The following is a 22,772-nucleotide window of genomic DNA, read 5'->3' as shown; positions in this document are numbered from 1 at the left end:
GGTTTGCGGTTTCTCTCGGCACTACAAACGTGGCGACGGGGCCCCCGTTTCATGCGTCCGTCGCATAGCCGCCACATACCTATCGTATGACTCGTCTCGTCCTTGACTCGGTTTGCCCCCCCTCCTATATCCCTGCCAGCTGTTAGCACTCCTCGATCACGAGTGCTAACAGACGCGAAATCACTTAGTTGCTGATAGGAGCAAAAATGGCTTTCCGTCCCCTGCACGACCGCGTGGTCGTCCGGCGCGTCGACAGCGAAGAGAAATCGGCTGGCGGCATCATCATCCCCGACACTGCCAAGGAAAAGCCCTCCGAGGGCGTGATCGTCTCGGTGGGCCCGGGCGCCCGCGATGAGAGCGGCAAGATCGTTGCCCTCGACGTCAAGGAAGGCGACCGGATCCTGTTCGGCAAGTGGAGCGGCACCGAGGTGAAGCTCAATGGTCAGGACCTGCTGATCATGAAGGAATCCGACATCATGGGCGTGATCTCGTAACCAGGCGCTCCGCCGGTTCAGATCCCTCCCCCCAACTCGTAAGGAGCGCCTCCAATGGCTGCGAAAGACGTAAAATTCTCCACCGATGCCCGCGACAAGATGGTCCGTGGCGTCAACATCCTCGCCAACGCGGTGAAGGTCACGCTCGGTCCGAAGGGCCGTAACGTCGTGATCGACAAGTCGTTCGGCGCGCCGCGCATCACCAAGGACGGCGTCACCGTCGCCAAGGAAATCGAGCTCGAAGACAAGTTCGAGAACATGGGCGCCCAGATGCTGCGCGCCGTGGCCTCGAAGACCAACGACATCGCCGGTGACGGCACCACCACCGCGACCGTGCTCGGCCAGGCCATCGTCAACGAAGGCATCAAGCTGGTTGCCGCCGGCATGAACCCGATGGATCTGAAGCGCGGCATCGATCTCGCCGTCGCCGAAGTCGTCGAGAACCTCGGCAAGGCCAAGAAGACCATTTCGTCGAACGGCGAAGTCGCGCAGGTCGGCACCATTTCAGCCAATGGCGAATCCGCCATCGGCGAGATGATCGCCAACGCGATGCAGAAGGTCGGCAACGAGGGTGTGATCACCGTCGAGGAAGCCAAGACCGCCGAGACCGAACTCGACGTCGTCGAGGGCATGCAGTTCGACCGCGGCTACCTGTCGCCGTACTTCGTCACCAACGCCGAGAAGATGGTGGCGGTGCTCGAGGATCCGGTGATCCTGCTGCACGAGAAGAAGCTCTCGAACCTGCAGGCCATGCTGCCGATCCTCGAAGCCGTGGTGCAGTCGCAGCGTCCGCTGCTGATCGTTGCCGAGGACATCGAGGGCGAGGCTCTCGCCACGCTCGTCGTCAACCGTCTGCGTGGTGGCCTCAAGGTCGCTGCCGTCAAGGCGCCGGGCTTCGGTGACCGCCGCAAGGCCATGCTCGAGGATATCGCTGTCCTTACCGGCGGCCAGGTGATCTCGGAAGATCTCGGCATCAAGCTCGAGAATGTCACCCTCGACATGCTCGGCACTGCCAAGCGCGTGGAAATCTCCAAGGAGAACACCACGATCGTCGACGGCGCCGGCCAGAAGTCCGACATCGAAGGCCGCGTGGCGCAGATCAAGGCGCAGATCGAAGAGACCACTTCGGACTACGACAAGGAAAAGCTGCAGGAACGTCTGGCCAAGCTCGCCGGCGGTGTTGCGGTGATCAAGGTCGGCGGTTCGACCGAGGTCGAGGTGAAGGAGCGCAAGGACCGCGTCGACGACGCGCTGAACGCGACCCGCGCCGCGGTTGAAGAGGGCATCGTCCCGGGCGGCGGCGTCGCGCTGCTGCGCGCTTCGAACGCCATCACTGCCAAGGGCGCCAACTCCGACCAGCAGGCCGGTATCGCGCTCGTCCGTCGTGCTCTGCAGGAGCCGGTCCGCCAGATCGCCAACAACGCTGGTGACGAAGGCTCGGTGGTGGTCGGCAAGATCCTCGAGAACTCCAGCCCCAACTTTGGCTACAACGCGCAGACCGGCGAGTATGGCGACATGGTTGCCATGGGCGTGGTCGATCCGGTGAAGGTGGTTCGCACTGCCCTGCAGGACGCTGCCTCGGTTGCTTCGCTGCTCATCACCACCGAGGCGATGATCGCCGAGGTGCCGAAGGACGCTCCGCCGGCAATGCCGGGCGGCGGCGGCATGGGCGGCATGGGCGGTATGGACTTCTAAGTCCGGCTCCAGCCAACGCACGTATCCGATCTTCTCACGAAGGTCACGAACGGGAGGGCGGTCCACTGGGCCGCCCTTTCGCTTTGGGGTGAAGTGATGCGCAACGCTCCTCGCGCAGCTGCCTGCGATTGACACCGGCACGCGGGCCGCGCCAAACGTGGACGAAATCCACCGCAGGAGTCCCCCCCGATGAGCGTTGTGCCACCGATGATGGCCGTTCCGCCAATGACGGAACAGAAGTCGACGCCCGAGCGGCCGCTCGACAGGGACTGGTGGCGCGGCGCGGTGATCTACCAGATCTATCCGCGTTCGTTTCAGGACCACAATGGCGACGGTGTCGGCGACCTGGTCGGCATCACCGAGCGGCTCGACTATGTCGCCGACCTTGGGGTGGACGCGATCTGGCTCAGCCCGTTCTTCACCTCACCGATGAAGGACTTTGGCTACGACGTTTCCAACTATCGCGACGTCGACCCGATCTTCGGCACGCTTGGCGATTTCGACCGACTGCTGGAAAAGGCGCACTCGCGCGGCCTGAAGGTGATCATCGACCAGGTGATCTCGCATACCTCGGACAAACATCCCTGGTTCGCCGAAAGCCGACAGAACCGGACCAACCCACGGCATGACTGGTACATGTGGGCCGACCCGAACCCGGACGGCACGCCGCCCAACAACTGGCTGTCGATCTTCGGCGGCTCGGCCTGGACCTGGGACAGCCGGCGCATGCAGTACTACATGCACAATTTCCTCACCTCGCAGCCCGACCTCAACTTCCATAATCCGGACGTCCAGGACGCCGTGCTCGGCGACATGCGGTTCTGGCTGGAGCGGGGGGTCGACGGCTTCCGGCTCGACACGGTGAACTTCTACTTTGCCTCGCTTGGACTCGAGTCGAACCCCGTGGTGAAGCCCGAGGATTTCAACGCCTCCACGGCGCCGGCGGTGAACCCCTACAATTTCCAGGAGCATCTCTACGACAAGAGCCGCCCTGAAAACCTGGCGTTCCTCACTCGCATCCGTTCACTGCTCGATGAGTATCCGGGCCGCACGTCGGTTGGGGAGATCGGCGACAGCCAGCACCAGCTGGAGGTGATGGCGCAGTATACGTCAGGCACCGACAAGCTGCACATGGCCTATACCTTCGACTATCTCGGTGGGGCGTTCGATCCCGGGCATTTCAGGAAGTCGATCGACCTGACCGAGAAGGATGCCCCGAACGGCTGGATCTGCCTCGCCTTTTCCAACCACGACGTGGTGCGGCACGTGAGCCGCTGGATGAGCCATGGCGACCGCGAGGCGTTCGGCAAGCTGACGGCGAGCATGCTGCTGACGATGCGCGGCTCGGTTTGCCTCTATCAGGGCGAAGAACTGGGGCTGACCGAGGCGGAACTGGCGTTCGAGGACCTGGTCGACCCCTACGGCATCGAGTTCTGGCCGCAGTTCAAGGGCCGCGATGGATGCCGCACGCCGATGGTGTGGCAGTCGTCAGCACATCTGGGCGGCTTTTCGACCGCGCCGCGAGCCTGGCTGCCGGTGCCGGGCGATCACCTGCTGAAGGCGCCGGACCTGCAGGAAAAGCAGAACGACTCGCTGCTGCACCACTACCGGGCGACGCTGAAGTTCCGGCGCGAACACCAGGCGCTGGTCAAGGGGACAATCAAGACGCTCGACGCGCCAAACGGGGTGCTGATGTTCACCCGCTCAACCGATGGCGAAACGCTATTGTGCGCCTTCAACATGACCGGCGGCCCGATCGTCGTCCGCCTGCCCGACGGGCTCGGGGTCAGGGGGATCGACGCTCCCGGTTCCGTCGCTGCCCCTGTCGGCGACGGCGACATCGAGCTGCCGGCTTTCGGCAGCTTCATCGGCGCCGTGCTCTAGCACCGGAGCCGGCGGCCCCTGTAGGGGTGCAGGCGGTTCGGGCATCGGTACCGAGGCAGCGGGCGGCAATGGCTCCGGATAGCGGGCAGCGAGCAGCGCCAGGGTCGCCGGATGATGGCCGGTCTCGGCCAGCTCCGACGGCTTGCCGCCTTCGACGATGTGTCCAGCCTCGAGCACCAGGATGCGGTCGGCGACGAGGCGCAGCACCTCGAAATCCCGGCTGGCGCACAGCACCGTCAGGCCGTAGTCGGAGCGGACCCGGTTGAACAGCACGAGGAACTCGGCCTGTTCGACCGGATCGAGTTCAGCTGTCGGCTCATCCAGGACGATCAGACTGGGGCGACTGACCAGCGCACGGGCCAGGGCGAGCCGCTGCAACTCGGCCGTGGTGAATTGGCCGGGCAGTTGATCGAGCATATCGGGCGCCAGACCGACGACGCGCACCGCTTCAACCAGCCGATCGGCCTGCTCGTCGATCAGCAGTTGCTCCTCGACGCGCAATGGTTCGGTAAGTGACAGACCTACTGGAAGGTCCGGGTTGAAGGCGGCCCGCGGGTCGGGGAACAGCAAGCTCATGCGGGCGCGCGCCTCGCGGGCAAGATCGCCGCCGCGATAGGGCGTACGATCAAAGGCCAGTTGCCCGGCGCTGGCGCGGCCGAGCCCGACGATGAGGCGCAGCAACTGCGACTTGCCTGAGCCCACGCCGCCGAGCAGGCCCACCGTCTCGCCTCGGCGCACCGACAGGGTGATATTGTCGAGCGCCGCAATTGGCGGTTTGCGCTTCCAGAGCCGCGAACTGGAATCGGCATAGCGCCGGCCGACGCCCCGCAGTTCGAGCAGCGGCTCGCCGATCGGCGGGCGAGCCATGGTGCGGGTGCGCGGCTTGCCGGCGGCGACCAACTCGCGGGTTGCGGCCTGTTGCGGGCGTTCCTGCAGGATGGCCGCCGGGCCGCGCTCGACCAGCTTGCCGCCGCTGAGGATAGCTGTTTCGAGCCCCATGGCGAGCGGCAAGCGGAAATCGCGCGTGAGAATCAGCAGCGCTGCGCCGCGGTCGCGATTGGCGGCGTGCAGAGCTGCGAGCAGCTCGCGCTGGCCGAGAGGAGCAAGCCCCCTGCCCGGCTCGTCGCAGACGAGGAGATCGCTGCCGCGACCAAGACACCGGTCGAGTTCAACGACGTCGGCATGGGGACCGATGAAGCCGGGGTGCCTGGCAGGCAGGCCACTCCCCTCAGTCGTCGCCGCGGCGGGCAGCAACCCGGCGATGGCCGAGGCCAACAGGGTCTTGCCACTACCGGCGCGTCCGACGACGGCGAGCGCGGCGCCATCGGCGAGCACCAGATCGAGCCCTGCGATCGGGCGGCTGTCGGCAATCGTGATGCCGAGTCCGGCGAGCTCAAGTGCCATGACGCGCCCCCCTGAGGCCGCTGGCGGCCAGCATCAGGGCCAAAGCCGTGCCGGCGGCGATGGCGCCGGGTACGAGGATCAGCAGCGGCCGGATGGCCATGAACTGCTGGGCCTCGCGCAACATCAAGCCCAGGCTGGCGCCCGGCGGCAGCACGCCAAGCCCGGCAAAGGACAGGCTGACTTCGACAAGGATGGCGACCGCCAGCAGTTCGAGGGCAAGCGCAGCCAGCTGTGGCAGGAGGCGTGGCAGCACGTGGCGCTGCGCAGCGGCCAGCGGCCGAAGGCCGGCAAGGCGCGCGGCAGTGACGTAGTCACGCTGCCAGAGCGGCGCGAGGACGCGGCGAGTGACACTGGCAGCAACCACCGCTCCAGGCAGCGCAATGGCGAGGAACAGCGTGAGGTTGGCGGGCGCGGCGAGGCCGCTGACCACCATGCCGATGAGCAGCGCGGCAGGCAACATGCCAACGGCATGGGCAGTGTGGCGCGAGGGCGGCAGGCGCAGGGCGAGCGCGACGCCAATCGGGATGCCGACAAACAGGCTGGCGAGGGAGCCGAATACGGCAAGCAACAAGGTGGTGAGCGTTGCGGCCATCACCACTGAGGTGCCATCGCGGCCGGCAGCGTCGGTACCGATCCAGTGGCTGGCGTCGGGCTCCGCCAACGGGGTCAGGCTGGCCGCGCCGTGCGGGGTCCAGCCAAGGGACACCAGGGCGAGAACGGCAACAGCCAGGGCGAATGCCACGCCGAGGAGCACCCGCAGATCGATGCCGGGCCGGGGAGCCGCCGCTTCGAGGGTCATCGGCGCAGCTCCGCGCGCAGGGCGGGATCGACCGGCACGCGCAGCAACGACAGGAACAGCATGCCGAGAGCGGCAACCGTGATCAGCACCTGCAGCCCGCCGCGCAGCAGCACCAGATCGTGCTGTTCCGCAGCGCCGAGGAGCTGACGCCCAAGGCCGGGGAGGAAGAACACGCTTTCGACCAACGCGGCTCCAATCAGCAGGCTGCCGAAGGTTCGCGCCAGCGCCTGCGGCAGCTGCGGCAAGGCGCGAGCGAGGCCGAGTTGCCAGATCGCCTTGCGGGCAGCGATGCCGTCGGCGCGCAGCCGCTGTACGTCGTCTTCGGAGATATCGGCGAGATCGCGTCGGATGCGGAGGACAAGCTGGCCGGCATATGGGAGGCCAAGGGCGAAGGCGGGCAACAGCAGCGAGGCGAAGGCGCCGAACGGATTGCTCCAGGGAACGAAGCCGCTTGCCGGCAGCAGTTTCAGGACGCCGGCGAAAAGCAGCGCCAGCAGCATGCCGAGCCAGAACGGCGGCACTAGCGCCAGCGCGGCCGAGAACACGCGGGCCAACCGGTCGACCATACCGCGATAGCGGCCAGCGGCGAGGCCCAGCCCGACGCCGACCGCACCGGCGACGAGTAGCGCCAGCAGCGCCAGCGGCAAGGTGACGGCGAGGCGCTCGCCGAAGGTGTTGGGCGTGCCGGTGTCGCCAACGAACAGACCGAAAAAGCGCGCCCAGGCCGGACGATCGCTACCGCCGGCACCAGGCAGGATGTCGAGCAGGAGGAACAGCAGCACCGCGGCTCCAAGAACCGCTCCGACTGCCAACGCGAGCCGCGTGAGGACGTAATCTCTCATGCCCCGGCGCCCCAAGAACCGATCAAATGAAGGAAAGACCCAACCGGCTAATGCTTAGTCAATGACCGGTTAATTTCCAATGTATCGCCTTAGCGGCGATCGCTGAAGCGGGTCGAAAGGATAACCGGGACGAGTCCGACCAAGACGATGGTCAGCGCAGGCAGTGCGGCTTCGGTGAACAGGCTGACATTGGCGCGAGCATAGACGACGGTGGCCAATGTTTCGACGCCGAGCGGGCGCAGCAACAAGGTGGCCGGCAGTTCCTTGACGATCTCGACAAAGACCAGAGTCGCAGCGGTCAGCAGCGCCGGCGACAGGGTCGGCAGATCGACGCGGAACAACAATCGCCAGCCGGTCACCCCCAGCACGCGACCGGCATCGAGCATGGTGTCGCCACGCTTCTTCATGGCGGCATCGATGGTCGAATGCGAGACGGCAAGAAAGCGGATGGCATAGACGTAGAGCAGCGCGGCGACGGAGCCTGAGAGGATCAGTCCGGGGCGCCAGTCGGCCAATGCCATTGTCAGCCGGTTGAGCCACAGATCGGCCTGGCCAAGCGGCTGCAGCAGGCCCAGCGCCAACACGGTGCCTGGAATGGCGTAGCCCAGGGTGGCAACGCGGATGACACCGTGCGCCGCGCGCGACCTGCCGATGCGGGCGGCGGCAAGTCCGACAATGACGGTAATGAGGGCGCCGAGCCCCGCGAGCGTCACCGAGGTGAGGCCCGCGTTGACGGTAAGGCCGAAAGCGTCAGGACCGAGATTGCGGATGGCGAGCACCAGCAGTTCGCCGACCGGCACACCGAAGCCGAACAGCAACAGCAACGCACAAAAGCCAATGGCGAGGGCGCGCTCGGCGCCAACCAGCTGTTCGCGCGGCGGGGCGACGCGACTGTCGCGATGCAGCGCATAGACGCGGTCGCGGCGCGCCCATTGCTCAAGCAGGATCAACAGGCCGATGATCAAAACGATCATCACCGCCAGTTGCGCCGCACCGCCGAAGTTCGAGCGGTTGATCCAGGTGGAATAGATCACCGCGGTGAGGCTGTTGACGCCAAAATACTGTACGGCGCCGAGGTCGTTCACCACCTCCATCATGGCCAGCGTGATGCCGACGACGAGGGCCGGCCGGCTCAGTGGCAGGGTGACGGAGAAGAAGGCGCGAAAGCCCCCTGCCCCGAGGGTGCGTGCCGCGGCCGAGATGGAGCCCGACTGCATGACGAAGAAGGCGCGGCAGGAGGCATAGACGTACGGGTAGAGCACCATCGAAAGGACGAACGCCGCACCGCTGGGGCTTTTGATCTGCGGGAACCAGTAATCCTTGATGGTTTCGCCGCCGATGACGGCGCGCAGTGCCTGCTGGATCGGGCCGGTGAAATCGAGGAACTCGACATAGGTATAGGCCGCCAGATAGGTCGGGATGGCCAGCGGCAGCACCAGCGCCCACTCGAAGATGCGGCGACCGGGAAACTCGAAATGCGTCACCAGCCAGGCCGAGACGAGGCCGAGGACACCGGTGATCACCCCGACCCAGGCCATGAGTGTCGCAGTTTCGCGCAATGCCGTCGGCAGCATGGCAGCGGCGAGGCCACCGGCCCCGGTGGTATCAAGCGCGGCCACGGCCAGCCAGAGGATCGGCAGCCCCATCAGGGCCAGCAGCAGGATGGCCGAAACCGGCGGGAGCTTCCTGCCGCCGGTTCCGGATTTCATCGATGCTGTGGTGGTCCGGCTGATGCTCAGCCTCCACTATGGTTTTCCCGCTCCCTCCCCCTTGAGGGGAGGGGTGGGGGTGGTGAGGTGGGCACGGCGCCGACTGCACCACCCCACCCTCAATCTCTCCCCTCAAGGGGGAGGGAGGCGACTTCTGCAACGTCTCGCCCCGGACCCGGACGCACTCAGTTCTGTGCGCCTTCGTTGAACTTCAGCTCATCGATCAGCGCCGCCGCCTCGTCGCGGAAATCGGCGGTGGCGGTGAGCGAGACCTTCGAGGGGTTGAGAGTGCCCCAGCTCTGAGTCAGTTCGGCCGGCTTGACGCTCGTTACCGCCGGATACTCGTAGTTGGCATCGGCGTAAAGCTGTTGCGCCTCATCGGAGAGCAGGAATTCGACCAGCTTGTTGGCGTTCTCGGCGTTCGGCGCATGCTTGGCGATGAAAGCGCCCGCAGCGTTCACCTGGGTGCCGTCGGCCTCGGCGTCCGGATAGACGATGCGCGCCGAAGCAGCCCAATCCTTCTGTTCGGGCTCGGCCTCGTTGGTGAGCATCAGGCCCATATAGTAGGTGTTGGCGATGGCGAGGTCGCACGAGCCCTCGAGGATGGCCTTGACCTGCGCGCGGTCGTTGCCGGCCGGCGGCGCCGACATGTTGTCGCGCACAGCGGTGAGCCAGGTCCGGGTCCTGTCCTCGCCCCAGGTGGCGAGGCGGTTGGCGACCAGGCCGATATTGTAGGCATGGTCACCCGGACGGGTGCAGAGGCGGCCCTTCCATTCGGGCTTGGCGATATCTTCATAGGTGAGCGCCGTGGCATCGACGCGATCCTTGCTGACGTAGAATACGCGGGCGCGCAGCGACAGCGCGGCCCAGTGGCCCTCGGCGTCGCGGAACTCGGGCGACAGGCGCTCGGTGAGCGCGGCCGTGGTGATCGGCTGGGTCAGCCCTTGCGCCTTGGCGCCAACCAGATTGCCAATATCGACGGTCAGCACCACGTCGACGGGCGACAGCTCGCCCTCGGCGGCGACGCGCTCCAGAAGACCATCGCCGGCATAAAGCACAGTGGCCTTGACGCCGGTGGCGGCGGAGAATTTGTCGAGCAGCGGCTGGATCAGGCCGGGCTCGCGGTAGCTGTAGATGTTGACTTCGCCGCTCTGGGCAAAGCTCGGCCCGGCGGTGCCGGCAATCATCGCGGCGCCAAGCAGCACAGCGGACAGTCGCATCGTCATGGTCATGGCAGACTCCCGTTATCGGCAGCCCCTGAGGCTGCCGGTGACAGGTCGCAATCACGAATTCTGAGGCGCAAAGTCAACAATGGACGATGACGGAACATTGGGCTTTTGCGACGGTCTTTTAGAACCGTTCCAGATCTTCGAGCGAGTCCCCAACGCAACCGCCGATCTCGGCGAAGGCGCCGGACGCCACCGCTGCGGCAACGTGTCCGATCAGTGTTGCGGGCCTTCGTCGAAACGCAGTTCGTCGACAAGGGCGCTCGCCTCCTTGCGATGCGCAGCGATCTCGGTGAGCGGGGTTTTGTCAGCCTTGAGATCGCCCCAACTGGCGACAAGCTCGGACGGCGCGACGCCGGCGACGACAGGAAACTCGTAGTTGCCGCTGGCATAGAGGTGCTGCGCCTCGTCGGAGAGCAGGAATTCCACCAGCTTCTGGGCGTTGGCCGGGTTGGGCGCATATTTGGCGATCACCGCGCCGGAGACGTTGACCTGTGTGCCATCGCCATCCGGGTCGGGGTAGATGATGCGGGCGGCCGCGGCCCAGGTCTTCTGCTCGGGCTCGGCGTCGTTGTTGAGCATCAGGCCCATGTAATAGGTGTTGCCGATGGCAAGATCGCAGCTGCCATCGAGGATTTTCTTCACCTGATCGCGGTCAGCGCCGGAGACTGGGCCGTTGAGGTTGTCGCGTACGGCAGTCAGCCAGTCGCGGGTCCTGTCGACGCCCCAATGCGAAATGCGGGTAGCGATCAAGCCGATATTGTAGACGTGCTGGCCGGAGCGGGTGCAGAGGCGCCCCTTCCATTCGGGCTTGGCGATATCCTCGTAAGTCAGTGCCGTCTCGGGGACGCGGTCCTTACTGGCGTAATACACCCGGGCGCGCAGCGACAGGGCAACCCACTGGCCGTCCGGATCCTGGTAGGCATCGGGCACGCGGGCCTGCGCCTCGGCGGGTATGGTCTGGGTAATGCCGAAGTCCTTGGCGTTGGCAAGGTTACCGATGTCGACCGTCAGCACCACATCGGCGGGCGACAGTTCACCCTCGGCCTGGACGCGCTCGAGCAGGCCATCGCCGGCGAACAGCACGTTGGTCCTGATGCCGGTTTCGGCGGTGAACTTGTCGAGTAGCGGCTGGATCAGACCGGGTTCACGGTAACTGTAGACGTTGACCTCGCCGCTCTGCGCGAGAGCCGGCCCCGCCGCCAGCGTGAGAAGGAGGGCGGTAGCGAGGCGCGAGAGTATGGTCATGATCAGATCCGGATCGCGGGGAGCTCCCGCTCGGCGTGGTTTTGCTTTTTCTGACCGGCCAAGTCAACAAACCGGATCGTGAAAGGCGATCAGCGACGTTCGAGGCCCTTGGAGGCAAGGACTTCGTCGGACCCCGGAGAGGTCAGGAATGCGGACAACGCGCGCGCAGCCTTGCCATCGCCTGCGGCGACGCTGATGCCGATGTCGAAGTCGATGTAGCTTTGCAGTTCAGACGGGAAGCGACCGGCCAGTACGACGTCCGGAGCGGCAGCAAGAATGGAGCTCACGGGAACCACCGCCAGCTCGGCTTCGCCGCGGACGACAGCCGTCGCGGTCTGCCCGCCAGAGGTCGGCACGAGCTTTGGCGTCACCTCGGCCGCGATACCAAGGCGGTCGAGGAGGCCGAGAAAGTAGCTGCCGCTGGTACCTTCGGTGGCATAGGCGATCGAAGTCGCGCCCTTGAGGGCACGTTCGAAAGCGGCCACCGAGCCGAGATCGAGCGGCAGGCTACCGGCTTTGGCCCCGACGCCCATTGCGATGCGGCCGAACGGCACCTGGCTTTCTCTCCCCACCTTGCCAAGCGCCGCGAGGTCGGCGGCGTAGTTCGGATTCGTGATGACGACATCGAAGGGCTCGCCCGCCTCGATCTGCTTCTTCAGGATCGGGTTGAGTTCCCACCTGGGCGCCAGGGTGTAGCCGGAGGCAGCTTGAAACTCAGGGATGAGAGCGAGGATGGCGGGTTGGACCGCGATGGCGCCAACGAGCCGGATCGGCGGGCTCACTGGCCCGTCTCGCGCACCAGATCGGCGGGAATCAGCAGCGAGAACATGGTGCCGACGCCAACCGCCGGATCGACCGACAACTGGAGGGCATTGACCGCCAGCAGCGAGCGGGTGAGCGCGAGCCCGACGCTGGAGCGGACGGGTTGCAAGGCCTCGCCGTCCTTGCCGACGCCATCGCGGAACACCACGAAACGCTCGCCGAGATCACGGCGGGCCTCGCCGCCGTCGCGGACGTTGACGATCACAGCGCCATCGTCCTCCTGCTGGGCCGAGAGGATGACCGAACCGCCGACCGGCGTCTGGTCGATGGCGCTGGCGAGCAGGTTGAGGATCGCCTGGGTGAGCGAAGCGGTATCGGCGGTGATGCGCGGCAGCCGCTCGGAGATGGCGTTGCGCACCAGCACGCGGGCCTCGCTGGCCTGGCCACGCACCCTGGCGAGGCAGCTCTCGAGCAGGGTCACGAGGTCGATGTCGCTCGCCTCGGCGGGATAGCGGCCTTCGCGCAGGCGGCTGTAATCGTCGACCTCGTCGACGAGATGCGCGATCTCCTGGCCGGCAGCCTTGATGTCCTGCGCATATTCAACATAGCGCTGATTGTCGATCGAGCCGAAAGCGGCCGAGCGGATCAGGTCGGCAAAGCCGATGACGGTATTGAGCGGGCGACGCACGCCGCGGCTGATGCGGGTAAGCATCGAGGGCTCGATGTCATCGGTGGCTGGCTTCACCACCGCCGGTACGGCCGGCGGCGCCGCCTTGCGGACGAAGGCGTAATAGCCGGCGATGATGCCTGCCTGTCCTTCAGCGAACAGCGTGAGCCGCGTACCGGGCAGCAGGCCATCAAGCAGGATCGCAGGTCGGGCGGTTTCGGCGAAGCGGGCGGGACGCTCGAGAAAGCGCTTGAGCTCGCCCAGCTGCGAAGGTTCGATGAAGCTCGCCAGCGGCTTGCCGACTATATCCTCCTCGAGATGACCAAGCACGATGCGCCCATGCAGCGACACCGAAGTGATGGTGCCAGAGCGGTCTGCGGCAAGGAAACCGTCATCGCCGGTTTCGGCGGCAAGTTCGGCAAAGGTGCGGACGGCGGCTTCGTGCCCGATGCGGTTCTCGGCGATGCCCGCGGACAGCATCAACGCGGGACGACCATGCCAGGTGATCGACTGCAGGCGGGCGTTGACGGTGGCAAGGCTGCCGTCACGGCGGACCAACTGGGTCACCGGCCCGGCAGCGGTGCTGTCCTCGGAGGGGAAGATGGCGGTGAGGCCGGCTGCACGCAGGCTTTCGATCGACTCGTAGCCGGTGAGATCGGTCAGCGCCCGGTTGGCAAACAGCACCTGTTGATCGCGAAACACCAGGATGCCGAGAGGCAGCCGGTTGAGGATGAAGGTCTCGCCCGTCAGGTTGATCAGCGCGCCCTCGTTGCCGGGTACGGGCGGCGGCGGAGCTTCGACCGGTGGTGTCGACGGATGCGCGCTGACCCGGTCGGTGAGGATGCGGCTGAGCTCGTCGAAATTGTAGCGCGAGACGCGCTCCACCGTCTCAGCATCGGGAATGGGAGCGGCGACTTCGGCCGGCTCGTCGTCGGCCGGCAACTCCGGCGCCAGTGGCACAAAGCCGCGACCGACAACCCTCCAGGTCGTGACCGGTTGCGGTTCAGGCTCCGGCGTTACCTCGACCTCGACCTCGACCTCGATCTTGACCTCGTCCGCGGCCACCGGCTCGGCGGCCAGGTGGTCCGCTTCCACAGCCGCGCCGTCCGATGCGACGCCCTCCTCGTCGGCGAAATCGATCAGCGCGCCGATGACATCAGGCTCCAGCGGAGCTGGAACGGCGATCGGCGCGGCCTCGGGCGGGAACTCCAATGCCGGCGGAGGCTCGTCTGCTGCGACCTCGGCGGTCTCGACCGGTGCGGGCACCAGCGGCTCTTCCACCGCCTCAGGCGGCGGGCCGGCGAAATGCTCATCGCCGGGATTGAGCGCGGTGTAGAGACCGCCGTCATCGGCCAGGCGGTCGAACAGTGAGGCCAGCGTGCCCGGCACCTCGGGCGCGGCGGGGATCGGCTCGACCCAATTGTCTTCTTCGGCGATGACCGGCTCGTCATCGGCATGCTCGACCGGCGGCAGGCCCATGGGCAACATCGGCTCGGGCTCAGCGGAAGCGTGGAACGGCGCTGGAGCATCCTCGCGGGTGACGATGCCTTCTTCTGCCCGGACATCCGAGATCAGCGGCGGCCCAGCCGGGGCACCAGGTCGTTCGAACAGCAGCAGCAGGGCATCGTGCGGGCTGGCCCTGAACCGGGTCAGCAGGACGGTGTCACCGGCAAGCGTAGTCTCGGCGCCGTCGGCGTCGTGCGGCAGGCCCTCGCTTTCGATGATGGGAGCATAATGCTCGATGGCATGGTGCGAACCGCCGGCGATCTGCCCGTCTTCGCTGATCAGCAGGAACTCTGCAGCATCAGGCAGCAGTTTCGCGGTCAGCGTGTCGACCTGCATGGGGTCATGCGCTTCGAGCAGTTCGGGCTCGATCGGATCGACACCGACGATCAGCAATCCAGTATCGCCGCCGTCGAGTTCCAGCGGCGTGCAGGTGCAAGTGGTGGAGATCGGCCGTTCACCGGCCAGGAACTGGATGCGGCTGAGACTTGAACGCCCCATTGAGCCCAGCCGGATCAACCGGGCGATCTGCCCCTTGATCGGCACTGCCTCGGGGGCGAGCTTCAGCCCGTGCTTCTTGATCTTGCCGTGAAAATAACGTGCCGCGTCGTTGCGCCAGAGCAGGGTTTCGCCGTCCTGCGACCACAGCCAGGCGGGGCGCGCGTCGGCCCAGTGCACCAGCACCAGCCGGGCCGTCGGCGATTTGATCCACTCAGCGTGCACGCGTACTCTTTTCCTGCCTCGTGCCAATTCGACACAAAGCGAACTCGGAATTTAATCTTCTCTAAATATCCCGCGCCCCCTCCCCGGTCCATATCGCGCGGACGTGAGCGGCCGGCATTCGCTGCCGATGGTTAAGCCGGCAGCTGTCAACAGGCGATGAAAAACAGGGCCAAATCGGCGCTTGCCAGCAGCGATAACTGAAACTATGGTCCGCCGCGCTTGCCGGGCCGCCTTAGCTCAGTTGGTTAGAGCGCTAGATTGTGGATCTAGAGGTCCCCCGTTCGATCCGGGGAGGCGGTACCACTCCCGCACTGGCCCGGCACCAGGCAAATCCCCCACTGCATTCGTCTAGCGCTGGCCTGTCCGGGCTCGGCGTCACCCTGACATGGAGCGAGGCTATGGCTCGCGAATTCATTCTGACCGGCGCCCCGGGCGCCGGGAAAACCGTCATCCTCAGAGCACTTGAAGCCGAGGGCGTCGACGTGGTCGAGGAGGCGGCAACCGACGTCATCGCGCTCGACCAGGGACGCGGCATCGACGAGTCGTGGCGGCGCCCGCAGTTCATCAGCGACATCATGCAACTGCAGCTGTTGCGGGCGGCGCGACCGGCGATGGGGCCGGTGCGTGTAGCCGACCGCTCGCTGATCTGTACCCTGGCCCTGGCGGAGTATCTTGGGCATCCGGTACCGGCCCAACTCGTCGAATCAATCGGTTCAATGATGGCGTCGGGGCAGTACGAACGGCAGGTGCTGTTCGTCGAGCTCCTGGGGTTCATCACCAACACGGAAGCGCGACGCATCAGCCTCGATGAGTCGATTGGGTTCGAGCGATTTCACATCGAGGCCTATGTGCGGTTCGGGTTTGAGCTGGTGCGAATCCCTGCCCGACCTGTCGATGAGCGCGTCGCCATGGTGCTGTCACTGCTGGATCGCCGTGCCTCGCCGATGAATGCTGTCTGAACGCGGCATTCGCTACCGGTTCAAGCGGCAGGCGGCATAGCAAGCGGCAAGATTTGGTTCACCATGTTGCCGAGGGGCTCCCGCATGTCGAAATCGCTGACGTTCATCACGGCCGCCATTGTGGCCGCTACACTGGCGATTGCTCCGGCCGTTGCCGCGCAGTCGCCGGCCGGCACCTGGCAGACCGTCACCGGCGAGTCGCGGTTCGAGGTGACGTTGTGCGGCGACGGCACCGAGGTCTGCGCCAAACTGGTGTGGCTGCGCGACGACGCGCGCACCAGCGAGAACCTCAGCTATCTCAACTCGTATGTGCTGAAGGGCGCGAAGCGCGCGCTCGAAAACAAATGGCGCGGCAGCGCCGAATACATGGGCGAAGTGGTGAAGGGTACACTGACGCTGGTCGACGGCAACACCATCACCATCAATGGCTGCAAGGGCGCGCTCTGCCAGAAGTTCGAACTGACGCGGATTTGACTGCGAAATGAGAGGAATGCGCAGCAACCAGTCTTATCATCCCCGCGTTCCTCTAGTGCCTCGCATGCATGGAGTATTCGACATGGATCGCCGCGCCTACAGACTGACATCCCCGATTGCCAGCCGCAGGGCGAAGTCATGGTTGGCGGCGGCGTATGACGCGCGGCTGCGGCCAACCAATCCGATCGCGCCCATCGATGCGCCTGAACTGCCGATGGCGATCCGTTTTGAGGGGCTCACCGAGGAAGAGCAGCAGGCGGCACTCGCCGCGTTCCCCGGCGGCAAGCGGTTCGTGCTGCAGGGTTGAACTACTGCGACAGACGCAGGTCTGAGATGTTCTCGCCAATTTCGCGGAAAGCTGTCACGAGACCATCGCTGTCGTTAGCGAGCTTGGCTTTGCTCGAATCCGACGCGCAGTTCCTCAGCACGTCGACGGCGTTTCCGGTGGTGCCGAGGTTGAAGCCCACCGTGTAGACGACCACATCTTCCTGCTTCATGTTGTAGCAGAGATCCTCGGCCTGGCCGAATGCTCCGCTCATCGTTCCGGTCGTGCCGTCGGGAGCGTTGCAACCAATGTTATCGGTATCAACGCCCTTGCAATACTCGGTGTTGTAGGCGCCGTCGGTCATGATGATGACGATCTTCAGCGTGTTGGGCGCATCATATGCGGCCGGCTTCGACTCGAAGTCACCACCCACCGTCGCTGCGGCATCATCGAAAAGCTCGGCGAAATTCGGCGACACCAGATACCACGCCCACGCCGTACCGATTTGTCCGGCAGTGTTGCCGCTGGCGCTGAGCGCACCACTCGCGGTGTAGGCGTTGAGCTTCGTCTTGCTCGAGGTCAGCGGCAGCATCTGGACGGGGTTGCCGCTGCAACTGCCACTGCTGGTGTAGTTGATGGATAGCGGCGTGGTGCTGGGCGCCACGTCGGTGAAACTGTTGGTCATGCGCTCAGTGGCGCAAGACGCCGTTGCCGTGTAGTAGGTGCTGTTGCCGATCTTGTAGAATTTGCAGCCGTAGTCGGTGCACCAAACGTTGCCAGTCGCGCTGCCCGTGCTTGGCTGATCGTAGTTTGAGTTGCTGTAGCCGTCGACCGGGACCTTGAAGGTATCGTTGGTCAGCCTGGTAATGGCCGAATAGGCGCGATTATTGAGGCGTGTCATATAATTAGAGAAGTCGGTGAACCGGACGTAGTCGCCGTCCACGAACCCATGATTTGGCGACGTGATCACGATCTCGCAAGTACTCAGGATACAGCGCTTTACCTTATCGCTGCTACTGCTGCTGTAAGTGCTGTAGCCGCTGGTACCGTTGACATTGTTGTTTGCCATGGTCTTCAGCTGGAAGGTGGTGTTGGTCGTCGTGCCCACCTTGTAGGTATTGCCGTTCAGCTGGGTCATCCCGGAGACGCCGCTGATGTAGACAACATCGCCGGTTGCGTAGCCATGGTTGGCAGAGGTGGTGATCACTATCGGATTGGTTTTACTTGCGCCGCTGATGTTCGCCTCGGAATTCCACCAAGCGGCAGAAGTGACTGCCTTGCTGGCTGGAATCGCGCCACGCGCCTCATCGGCATAGGCGCTGCCGACGTTGACCGCGGTCGAGTAGGGTACCAGCGCCATCTTCGAGTACGTTGGGGTCTGCTCGTCATGCACGACCAGTGGGATAAGTGTTGCCAGGGCCGTCTGGAGCGTCGAGATGCCGGTTGAGCCCATGGAGCCGGTGGTATCGAGCGCCACCGCCACTTCGAGGTTGACCGAGCCGCGGGTGGCTTCGGAGGTGATGCTGGTGGTCATGGTGGGAATGCCGACCAGCGTTACGAAGGCCATCGGGACGGTGATCCTCCCCCTCAGTTGGAGGGTGCCGGTGGCGGTCGTGGCGTCGGCCGAATCCACGGTGATGGTGAGGCTGTTGTCGTTCAGCCGCTCGAGCACCAGATCCTGGGCAGTCTCGCGCAGCTGCTCCTCGGTTTGAGTATAGATCTTGGGCGCAAGGCCGAGCGCTGCGGAATCGAGCGCGATCTGCATCTTGTTGCGGGCGGTTTCCATGGACGTGTAGTCCACCGCGGCGCCGGCCATGGCGACGAGGACGATGGCCAACAGACCGAAGATGACGGCGAAGACGCCGCGCTCGTCGGCGCGGAACCGGTTCAGAAGCAAGATGAAGCCGCGCATGGCGCCGGAAGACCCCCAGAATTCCGACGCCAGTGTCGCTGAAAATCCTAACTAAAGCACAATCACCTTCGCGCCAATTTTGACGCGTTCGTAGAGGTCTTCGACATCATCGTTGACCATGCGGATGCAGCCCGACGAAACGTCCTGGCCGATGGTCCAGGGCTCGTTGGTGCCGTGGATGCGGTAGAGCGTCGAGCCGATGTAGATGGCGCGCGCGCCGAGCGGGTTGTTGATACCGCCGGGCATGTAGTCGGGCAGGTTCGGCTGCCGGCGCTTCATCTCTTCGGGCGGGGTCCAGCCTGGCCACTCGCGCTTGTTGGACACCTTGTGGGTGCCGCTCCACTCGAAGCCGTCGCGTGCGGTCCCAATGCCGTAGCGCAGCGCCTTGCCGTCGCCCAGCACCAGATAGAGGTGCTTCTCGCCGGTGTTGACGATGATGGTGCCGGCTTTCTGGTTGGACTTGTAGGCGACAATCTGCCGACGGAACTCAGGCGCGAGGCGCACCTTGTTGCTCTTCACCTTGTAACCCGGACGGGGTTTGGAATCGTGCAGCGACGGGCGCGACAGATCGAACATGAACAAACCCTGCGCCGCGCTGGCCGTATCGGCAAACACCGACAGGGACACGAGGCAGGCAGCGGTGGCGAGCACCGCCCGGGACGAACGCAGCATGGCACACACTCATCATTGATACGGACGCCCGAGGAAGGTCGGGCGCCCCGCAGTATTAACGACAATATCAAACGGGCGATGAAGGAAAGTGGTTAAGTGAAAGTGAGGCGGCGGCGCGGGTTTGCTGTTGATGGGGCCCCTGAGATCAGCATCACCTACCGCCCCTCATCCCGGCGCAGGCCGGCGCCCATCCCGAGATGGTGAGGTAATTTGCGCAAGCGCCGCTACATCTCACAATGGGTCCCGGCCTTCGGCCACGGGCGCCAAGCTACAGTCGTGCCCCACCCACCGGCTGTCATCCCTGCGAAAGCAGGGACCCATCCATCCACTTGCGCTGCGGCGAGTTGGGTCCCCTGCTTTCGCTGGGATGACACCGAGTTTTGGGAACTGCCGGGTGGCAAACCCGCCGATGCGTGCCGCATCTTAGCGGTAGAGTCCCTAACTTGGCGCCCATGGGCTTTCGCCGGGATGACGCCGGTGGGAGTGCTGACAACAGTGCTCAGGCCACCTTTTCGGTCAGCAGTTCATCCAGCCGGTCGTAGCTCTGGGCCATGCCGTCGGTCATGCCGGTGAGCAGAACCTGGTCGCGGACTTCTCGGCTTTCAAAGCTCATGGTGAGGGTCAGCGTGGTGCGGCCGGCATGTTCCTCGAAGTGAGTGGTGACGATGGCCTCGCCTGGGGTGCCGATCATGCCTTCGGTGTGAACGATGAGGCTGGGGATAGCGATCTCGCGGTAGCGACCGGTGAAGCCGAACTCGGAGCCGTCGGCATCGCTGCGCCAGACATACCGGTAGGTGCCGCCGACGCGCAGGTCGATCTCGCAGACCGGCATGGTCCAGCCCGGCGGGCCAAGCTGCCAGCGCTGTACCAGTGGCGGCTGGGTGTGGCAGGCAAAAACCAGATCAGCCGGGGCGTCGAAGCTGCGCGACACGGTGACGGCATTGTCGGACGGGTGGGTGATCGTCAGGGCTGCGGGCATGCTGGATCTCCATATATAACCTTGGCGTTCTATAACGTTTCGGTTATGGATGGTCAACACCTTTACAGCAGCACCTGCCCCGTCTCCGGTTCTCCGGGGATCCGCCAATCGTCCGGCAAGAGGCGGGCCAGCGCGGCAGCGGCGTGCGCGACGGTGAAGGGTTTGGTGAGCACTTCGCTGGCACCCAGTTCACGGGCACGGGCGATGGTTTCCCGGTTGGGATAGGCGGTGATCATCACCACAGGCACTTGCCCGTTCTTTTGGCCATTGGCGGAGAAGCGCGGATCGCGGATCACCTCGAGCAGCGCCGCGCCATTCATTTCCGGCATGTACCAGTCCATGAACACGATGTCGTAGCGCGTCGCCTGGATGGCGCCGACCGCGGGGGCGGCGGCGGCGAGTTCATCGATCGACACCATGCCGAGTTTGCGCAGCGTTGCCGCCACCGCGGCGCGCGCATAGGCGTTGTCGTCGACGACGAGCGCCCTGAGGTCCTGTGGCAGGATCATTGGCGTTTGGCCCCCCAGCCGATTCGCCAGTTATGATTGTCGCTGGATCGGAAGCGTGCGGACTTCCAACCTTGCTGGCTTGACGCGAGATCGAACCGGGAGGTCTACAACCTCTCCTGATCGCTATGCGGGCTCATCTATTTACCGGGAGTTAACCATGTCAACGCCGACCGAGGTAACGCGCTGCAGCTGGGCGGGGAGTGATGCGCTCTACCAGCACTATCACGACCGCGAATGGGGCCGACCGGTGACGGACGACACGCGGCTGTTCGAAAAGCTCTGCCTCGAGGGATTCCAGTCGGGGCTGGCGTGGATCACCATCCTGCGGAAGCGCGAGAACTTTCGCGCCGCGTTCCACGGTTTCGATCTCAAGAAGGTGGCGGCGATGGACGAGGCCGATATTGAACGGCTGCTGCAGGACGCCGGGATCATCCGACATCGCGGCAAGATCGCCTCGACCATCAACAACGCCAAACGCGCGCTGGAGCTGCAGCAGGAGTTCGGCTCGCTCGCCGCCTATTTCTGGAGTTTCGAGCCGGAACCGGTGAAGGGACCGATCGTCGCGGGGAGCATCCCGGCCGAGACCGAGGCCTCCAAGGCAATGAGCAAGGATCTCAGGAAGCGCGGGTTCTCCTTCGTGGGCCCGACGACGAGCTATGCGTTCATGCAGGCGATGGGCCTGGTGAACGACCATGTGGATGGCTGCTTCTGCCGCGCCGAGGCGGCGGCTGAGCGGGATGCGCTGCAGCGGCCGAAATAGATGCGGGCTTCGTGGGGGCTCCGTAGTTGCCCCAAACGCGATGTCATCCCCGCGACAGCGGGGACCTCCGTTTGCAATGGTGCCGAAGGCAAGAAACAGAGGTTCCCGCTGTCGCGGGAATGACATCGAGTGCGGGAGGCCATTGTACTTGGCCCTACCTGATCAGCAGCAGGGCCATCAGCTCGAGCCTGGACAGCTTGAGTTCAGGACGCAGCTCATCGTTGGGATTGAGATGTAGTTTCGGCTTTGGCGCGTTGCGACGGAGGCCGAATTTGCGGGGGAAGAACATGGTGTTGTCCGGCGGCGGCGCCGGCTCCTTCAATAGCGGCTTTGATGTTGACGGCTCAGGAACAGGACGAGGAGCTCCAAGCCGGTGATGTTGCCGGGCAGCGGCAGTTCGTCGTTGCCCCGCGCCGAGCGTTTTTCGTCGACAGCGGCCTTCAGACGACGATCGCCGGGCCGTTTGAACATGAACATGTGCGTTTCCGGACGCGTTCACGCGCCGGCTCCCTTGGGATGGGTTGGTCACCGGCTCATGAACAGCGCCATGAGTTCGAGGCCGGTGATGTTGCCGAGCAGCGGCAGTCCGTCTTTCTGTCTGTCGCGAGGCGGAAGGCGCTGGCCGAGGTCTGGCTTCCGGCGCTGATCGCCGGTGCGATTGAACAAGAACATGAGCGTGTCCGGACGCTTCACGCGCCGGCTCCTTGAATGATGAACTGTGGTGGCGGGCGCCGGCCGGACGAGGTCAACCCTCGCCGGTCGGACGAGGTCAACCCTCGCCGGGACCGAACGAGGTCAACCCTCGCCGGGACCGGCGCCCTTCGCGCCTACATGCGGAAATCGGGCGGCAGCCCGATGTCCCTGAGCAGGTGCGGCGACAGTGGCGCGGCGCTGCCCTGGCGATAGGGCCGGAGCACGCGTCGCAGCATCGCATCGGCGCGACGCCGGGCGATGAACAGTCGAATTCGGCCGACGAGGCCGATCTGCCCGATGTCGAATTCGGGCGTGTTGAGGACGCGCGCAGTGGCGCGGTCCCGTACGATGAGAACCATCTCACTTGCCGGGCCGAAGCCCGGTCCTCTGATGAAAGCGGTGGGACGGCCAAGGCTTGCTCCAGGCCCCAAGGTCCGGAGCAAGCGTCTTAGCGGTAGTCCCAGTGGCTTTTCGGCTCCATCACCTCGGGCATCAGCCCGAGATCGCGACGGAGATGCGACGGCACAGGTGGCGACCCGCGAGACTTGTAGCGTCTCGCCGCGCGCGCCAGCTGGGCGTTGGCAAGCATCGTG

At 64.9% G+C, this 22,772-nt stretch carries 22 protein-coding genes, 1 tRNA gene and 1 pseudogene; 8 read left to right on the top strand and 16 right to left on the bottom strand.

Annotated features, from left to right (window positions below; translation table 11 throughout):
* Positions 1–206 precede the first annotated feature (206 nt).
* The 3 genes from VGV07_RS27180 (at position 207) to VGV07_RS27170 (ending at position 4,073) form a co-directional block, all read left to right on the top strand.
* Positions 207–494, top strand: coding sequence for a co-chaperone GroES (locus VGV07_RS27180; protein ID WP_326871865.1), 288 nt, complete (start codon positions 207–209; stop codon positions 492–494).
* A gap of 54 nt (positions 495–548) precedes the next feature.
* On the top strand, positions 549–2,189 hold the full coding sequence (gene groL, locus VGV07_RS27175; protein WP_326871864.1) for a chaperonin GroEL: 1,641 nt from the start codon (positions 549–551) through the stop codon (positions 2,187–2,189).
* 225 nt (positions 2,190–2,414) lie between these two features.
* A complete protein-coding gene (locus tag VGV07_RS27170) occupies positions 2,415–4,073 on the top strand; it encodes an alpha-glucosidase family protein (protein WP_326871873.1) in 1,659 nt (552 codons plus the stop codon).
* 318 nt (positions 4,074–4,391) lie between these two features.
* Here VGV07_RS27170 and VGV07_RS27165 read toward each other — a convergent pair.
* From VGV07_RS27165 to VGV07_RS27130, 8 genes and pseudogenes are all read right to left on the bottom strand, one after another.
* Positions 4,392–4,940 (bottom strand): annotated as a pseudogene (locus tag VGV07_RS27165) (ATP-binding cassette domain-containing protein); the annotation flags it as partial.
* Between the two features lie 526 nt (positions 4,941–5,466).
* Positions 5,467–6,276, bottom strand: a complete 810-nt coding sequence (locus VGV07_RS27160) for an ABC transporter permease subunit (protein ID WP_326871863.1) — start codon at positions 6,274–6,276, stop codon at positions 5,467–5,469.
* The gene (locus VGV07_RS27155) at positions 6,273–7,118 is read right to left on the bottom strand and encodes an ABC transporter permease (protein WP_326871862.1); all 846 of its coding nucleotides are present in this window, start codon (positions 7,116–7,118) and stop codon (positions 6,273–6,275) included. The genes VGV07_RS27160 and VGV07_RS27155 overlap by 4 nt, the downstream gene beginning before the upstream one ends.
* A gap of 89 nt (positions 7,119–7,207) precedes the next feature.
* Positions 7,208–8,827 carry an iron ABC transporter permease gene (locus tag VGV07_RS27150; RefSeq protein ID WP_326871861.1) on the bottom strand — a complete coding sequence of 540 codons (1,620 nt, stop codon included), beginning with the start codon at positions 8,825–8,827 and terminating at the stop codon, positions 7,208–7,210.
* A 185-nt stretch (positions 8,828–9,012) separates the two neighbouring features.
* Complete coding sequence (locus VGV07_RS27145) at positions 9,013–10,059, bottom strand: extracellular solute-binding protein (protein ID WP_326871860.1); 1,047 nt, start codon at positions 10,057–10,059, stop codon at positions 9,013–9,015.
* A gap of 210 nt (positions 10,060–10,269) precedes the next feature.
* The gene (locus VGV07_RS27140) at positions 10,270–11,301 is read right to left on the bottom strand and encodes an extracellular solute-binding protein (protein WP_326871859.1); all 1,032 of its coding nucleotides are present in this window, start codon (positions 11,299–11,301) and stop codon (positions 10,270–10,272) included.
* 89 nt (positions 11,302–11,390) lie between these two features.
* Complete coding sequence (locus VGV07_RS27135; RefSeq protein ID WP_326871858.1) at positions 11,391–12,083, bottom strand: substrate-binding domain-containing protein; 693 nt, start codon at positions 12,081–12,083, stop codon at positions 11,391–11,393.
* Entirely contained in the window at positions 12,080–14,956 is a 2,877-nt protein-coding gene (locus tag VGV07_RS27130; RefSeq protein WP_326871857.1) for a sensor histidine kinase, read from the bottom strand. Before VGV07_RS27130 ends, VGV07_RS27135 begins: the two co-directional genes overlap by 4 nt.
* Positions 14,957–15,182: 226 nt before the next feature.
* On the opposite strand from VGV07_RS27130, the gene VGV07_RS27125 reads away from it, so the two are divergent.
* The 4 genes from VGV07_RS27125 (at position 15,183) to VGV07_RS27110 (ending at position 16,696) form a co-directional block, all read left to right on the top strand.
* A tRNA-His gene (locus tag VGV07_RS27125) sits at positions 15,183–15,259 on the top strand.
* Between the two features lie 95 nt (positions 15,260–15,354).
* Positions 15,355–15,915 (top strand): AAA family ATPase, encoded by a 561-nt coding sequence (locus VGV07_RS27120; RefSeq protein WP_326871856.1) that lies wholly within the window; start codon positions 15,355–15,357, stop codon positions 15,913–15,915.
* An 84-nt stretch (positions 15,916–15,999) separates the two neighbouring features.
* Positions 16,000–16,389 (top strand): DUF2147 domain-containing protein, encoded by a 390-nt coding sequence (locus tag VGV07_RS27115; RefSeq protein WP_326871855.1) that lies wholly within the window; start codon positions 16,000–16,002, stop codon positions 16,387–16,389.
* Positions 16,390–16,471: 82 nt separating this feature from the next.
* Positions 16,472–16,696 carry a hypothetical protein gene (locus tag VGV07_RS27110; RefSeq protein ID WP_326871854.1) on the top strand — a complete coding sequence of 75 codons (225 nt, stop codon included), beginning with the start codon at positions 16,472–16,474 and terminating at the stop codon, positions 16,694–16,696.
* 1 nt (position 16,697) lies between these two features.
* Here VGV07_RS27110 and VGV07_RS27105 read toward each other — a convergent pair whose 3' ends face one another.
* The 4 genes from VGV07_RS27105 to VGV07_RS27090 form a co-directional block, all read right to left on the bottom strand.
* Entirely contained in the window at positions 16,698–18,566 is a 1,869-nt protein-coding gene (locus VGV07_RS27105) for a ubiquitin-activating E1 FCCH domain-containing protein (protein WP_326871853.1), read from the bottom strand.
* Positions 18,567–18,617: 51 nt separating this feature from the next.
* Entirely contained in the window at positions 18,618–19,238 is a 621-nt protein-coding gene (locus VGV07_RS27100) for a L,D-transpeptidase (protein ID WP_326871852.1), read from the bottom strand.
* A 499-nt stretch (positions 19,239–19,737) separates the two neighbouring features.
* Positions 19,738–20,217 (bottom strand): SRPBCC family protein, encoded by a 480-nt coding sequence (locus VGV07_RS27095; protein WP_326871851.1) that lies wholly within the window; start codon positions 20,215–20,217, stop codon positions 19,738–19,740.
* 62 nt (positions 20,218–20,279) lie between these two features.
* Complete coding sequence (locus VGV07_RS27090; protein WP_326871850.1) at positions 20,280–20,726, bottom strand: response regulator; 447 nt, start codon at positions 20,724–20,726, stop codon at positions 20,280–20,282.
* Positions 20,727–20,883: 157 nt separating this feature from the next.
* On the opposite strand from VGV07_RS27090, the gene VGV07_RS27085 reads away from it, so the two are divergent.
* Positions 20,884–21,486, top strand: coding sequence for a DNA-3-methyladenine glycosylase I (locus tag VGV07_RS27085; RefSeq protein ID WP_326871849.1), 603 nt, complete (start codon positions 20,884–20,886; stop codon positions 21,484–21,486).
* A 154-nt stretch (positions 21,487–21,640) separates the two neighbouring features.
* Here the strand turns inward: VGV07_RS27085 and VGV07_RS27080 are convergent, their stop codons facing one another.
* From VGV07_RS27080 to VGV07_RS27065, 4 genes are all read right to left on the bottom strand, one after another.
* Positions 21,641–21,775 (bottom strand): hypothetical protein, encoded by a 135-nt coding sequence (locus tag VGV07_RS27080; RefSeq protein ID WP_326871848.1) that lies wholly within the window; start codon positions 21,773–21,775, stop codon positions 21,641–21,643.
* A gap of 29 nt (positions 21,776–21,804) precedes the next feature.
* Positions 21,805–21,963 (bottom strand): hypothetical protein, encoded by a 159-nt coding sequence (locus VGV07_RS27075; protein ID WP_326871847.1) that lies wholly within the window; start codon positions 21,961–21,963, stop codon positions 21,805–21,807.
* A gap of 48 nt (positions 21,964–22,011) precedes the next feature.
* Positions 22,012–22,179 (bottom strand): hypothetical protein, encoded by a 168-nt coding sequence (locus VGV07_RS27070; protein WP_326871846.1) that lies wholly within the window; start codon positions 22,177–22,179, stop codon positions 22,012–22,014.
* A gap of 134 nt (positions 22,180–22,313) precedes the next feature.
* Positions 22,314–22,538 (bottom strand): hypothetical protein, encoded by a 225-nt coding sequence (locus VGV07_RS27065; protein ID WP_326871845.1) that lies wholly within the window; start codon positions 22,536–22,538, stop codon positions 22,314–22,316.
* Positions 22,539–22,772: the final 234 nt, after the last annotated feature.

This window comes from Devosia sp. (assembly GCF_035944845.1).
Classification (GTDB): Bacteria; Pseudomonadota; Alphaproteobacteria; order Rhizobiales; family Devosiaceae; genus Devosia_A.
The sequence above is the reverse complement of the archived record's forward strand: the minus strand, read 5'-3'. Positions and strand labels throughout refer to the sequence as shown.

Excerpts from the sequence above, each read along its gene's own strand:
- VGV07_RS27180 (WP_326871865.1), top strand. The coding sequence starts at position 207 with ATGGCTTTCCGTCCCCTGCACGACCGCGTGGTCGTCCGGCGCGTCGAC.
- groL (WP_326871864.1), top strand. The coding sequence starts at position 549 with ATGGCTGCGAAAGACGTAAAATTCTCCACCGATGCCCGCGACAAGATG.
- VGV07_RS27170 (WP_326871873.1), top strand. The coding sequence starts at position 2,415 with ATGACGGAACAGAAGTCGACGCCCGAGCGGCCGCTCGACAGGGACTGG.
- VGV07_RS27160 (WP_326871863.1), bottom strand. The coding sequence starts at position 6,276 with ATGACCCTCGAAGCGGCGGCTCCCCGGCCCGGCATCGATCTGCGGGTG.
- VGV07_RS27155 (WP_326871862.1), bottom strand. The coding sequence starts at position 7,118 with ATGAGAGATTACGTCCTCACGCGGCTCGCGTTGGCAGTCGGAGCGGTT.
- VGV07_RS27150 (WP_326871861.1), bottom strand. The coding sequence starts at position 8,827 with ATGAAATCCGGAACCGGCGGCAGGAAGCTCCCGCCGGTTTCGGCCATC.
- VGV07_RS27145 (WP_326871860.1), bottom strand. The coding sequence starts at position 10,059 with ATGACCATGACGATGCGACTGTCCGCTGTGCTGCTTGGCGCCGCGATG.
- VGV07_RS27140 (WP_326871859.1), bottom strand. The coding sequence starts at position 11,301 with ATGACCATACTCTCGCGCCTCGCTACCGCCCTCCTTCTCACGCTGGCG.
- VGV07_RS27120 (WP_326871856.1), top strand. The coding sequence starts at position 15,355 with ATGGCTCGCGAATTCATTCTGACCGGCGCCCCGGGCGCCGGGAAAACC.
- VGV07_RS27115 (WP_326871855.1), top strand. The coding sequence starts at position 16,000 with ATGTCGAAATCGCTGACGTTCATCACGGCCGCCATTGTGGCCGCTACA.
- VGV07_RS27110 (WP_326871854.1), top strand. The coding sequence starts at position 16,472 with ATGGATCGCCGCGCCTACAGACTGACATCCCCGATTGCCAGCCGCAGG.
- VGV07_RS27105 (WP_326871853.1), bottom strand. The coding sequence starts at position 18,566 with ATGCGCGGCTTCATCTTGCTTCTGAACCGGTTCCGCGCCGACGAGCGC.
- VGV07_RS27100 (WP_326871852.1), bottom strand. The coding sequence starts at position 19,238 with ATGCTGCGTTCGTCCCGGGCGGTGCTCGCCACCGCTGCCTGCCTCGTG.
- VGV07_RS27095 (WP_326871851.1), bottom strand. The coding sequence starts at position 20,217 with ATGCCCGCAGCCCTGACGATCACCCACCCGTCCGACAATGCCGTCACC.
- VGV07_RS27090 (WP_326871850.1), bottom strand. The coding sequence starts at position 20,726 with ATGATCCTGCCACAGGACCTCAGGGCGCTCGTCGTCGACGACAACGCC.
- VGV07_RS27085 (WP_326871849.1), top strand. The coding sequence starts at position 20,884 with ATGTCAACGCCGACCGAGGTAACGCGCTGCAGCTGGGCGGGGAGTGAT.
- VGV07_RS27080 (WP_326871848.1), bottom strand. The coding sequence starts at position 21,775 with ATGTTCTTCCCCCGCAAATTCGGCCTCCGTCGCAACGCGCCAAAGCCG.
- VGV07_RS27075 (WP_326871847.1), bottom strand. The coding sequence starts at position 21,963 with ATGTTCATGTTCAAACGGCCCGGCGATCGTCGTCTGAAGGCCGCTGTC.
- VGV07_RS27065 (WP_326871845.1), bottom strand. The coding sequence starts at position 22,538 with ATGGTTCTCATCGTACGGGACCGCGCCACTGCGCGCGTCCTCAACACG.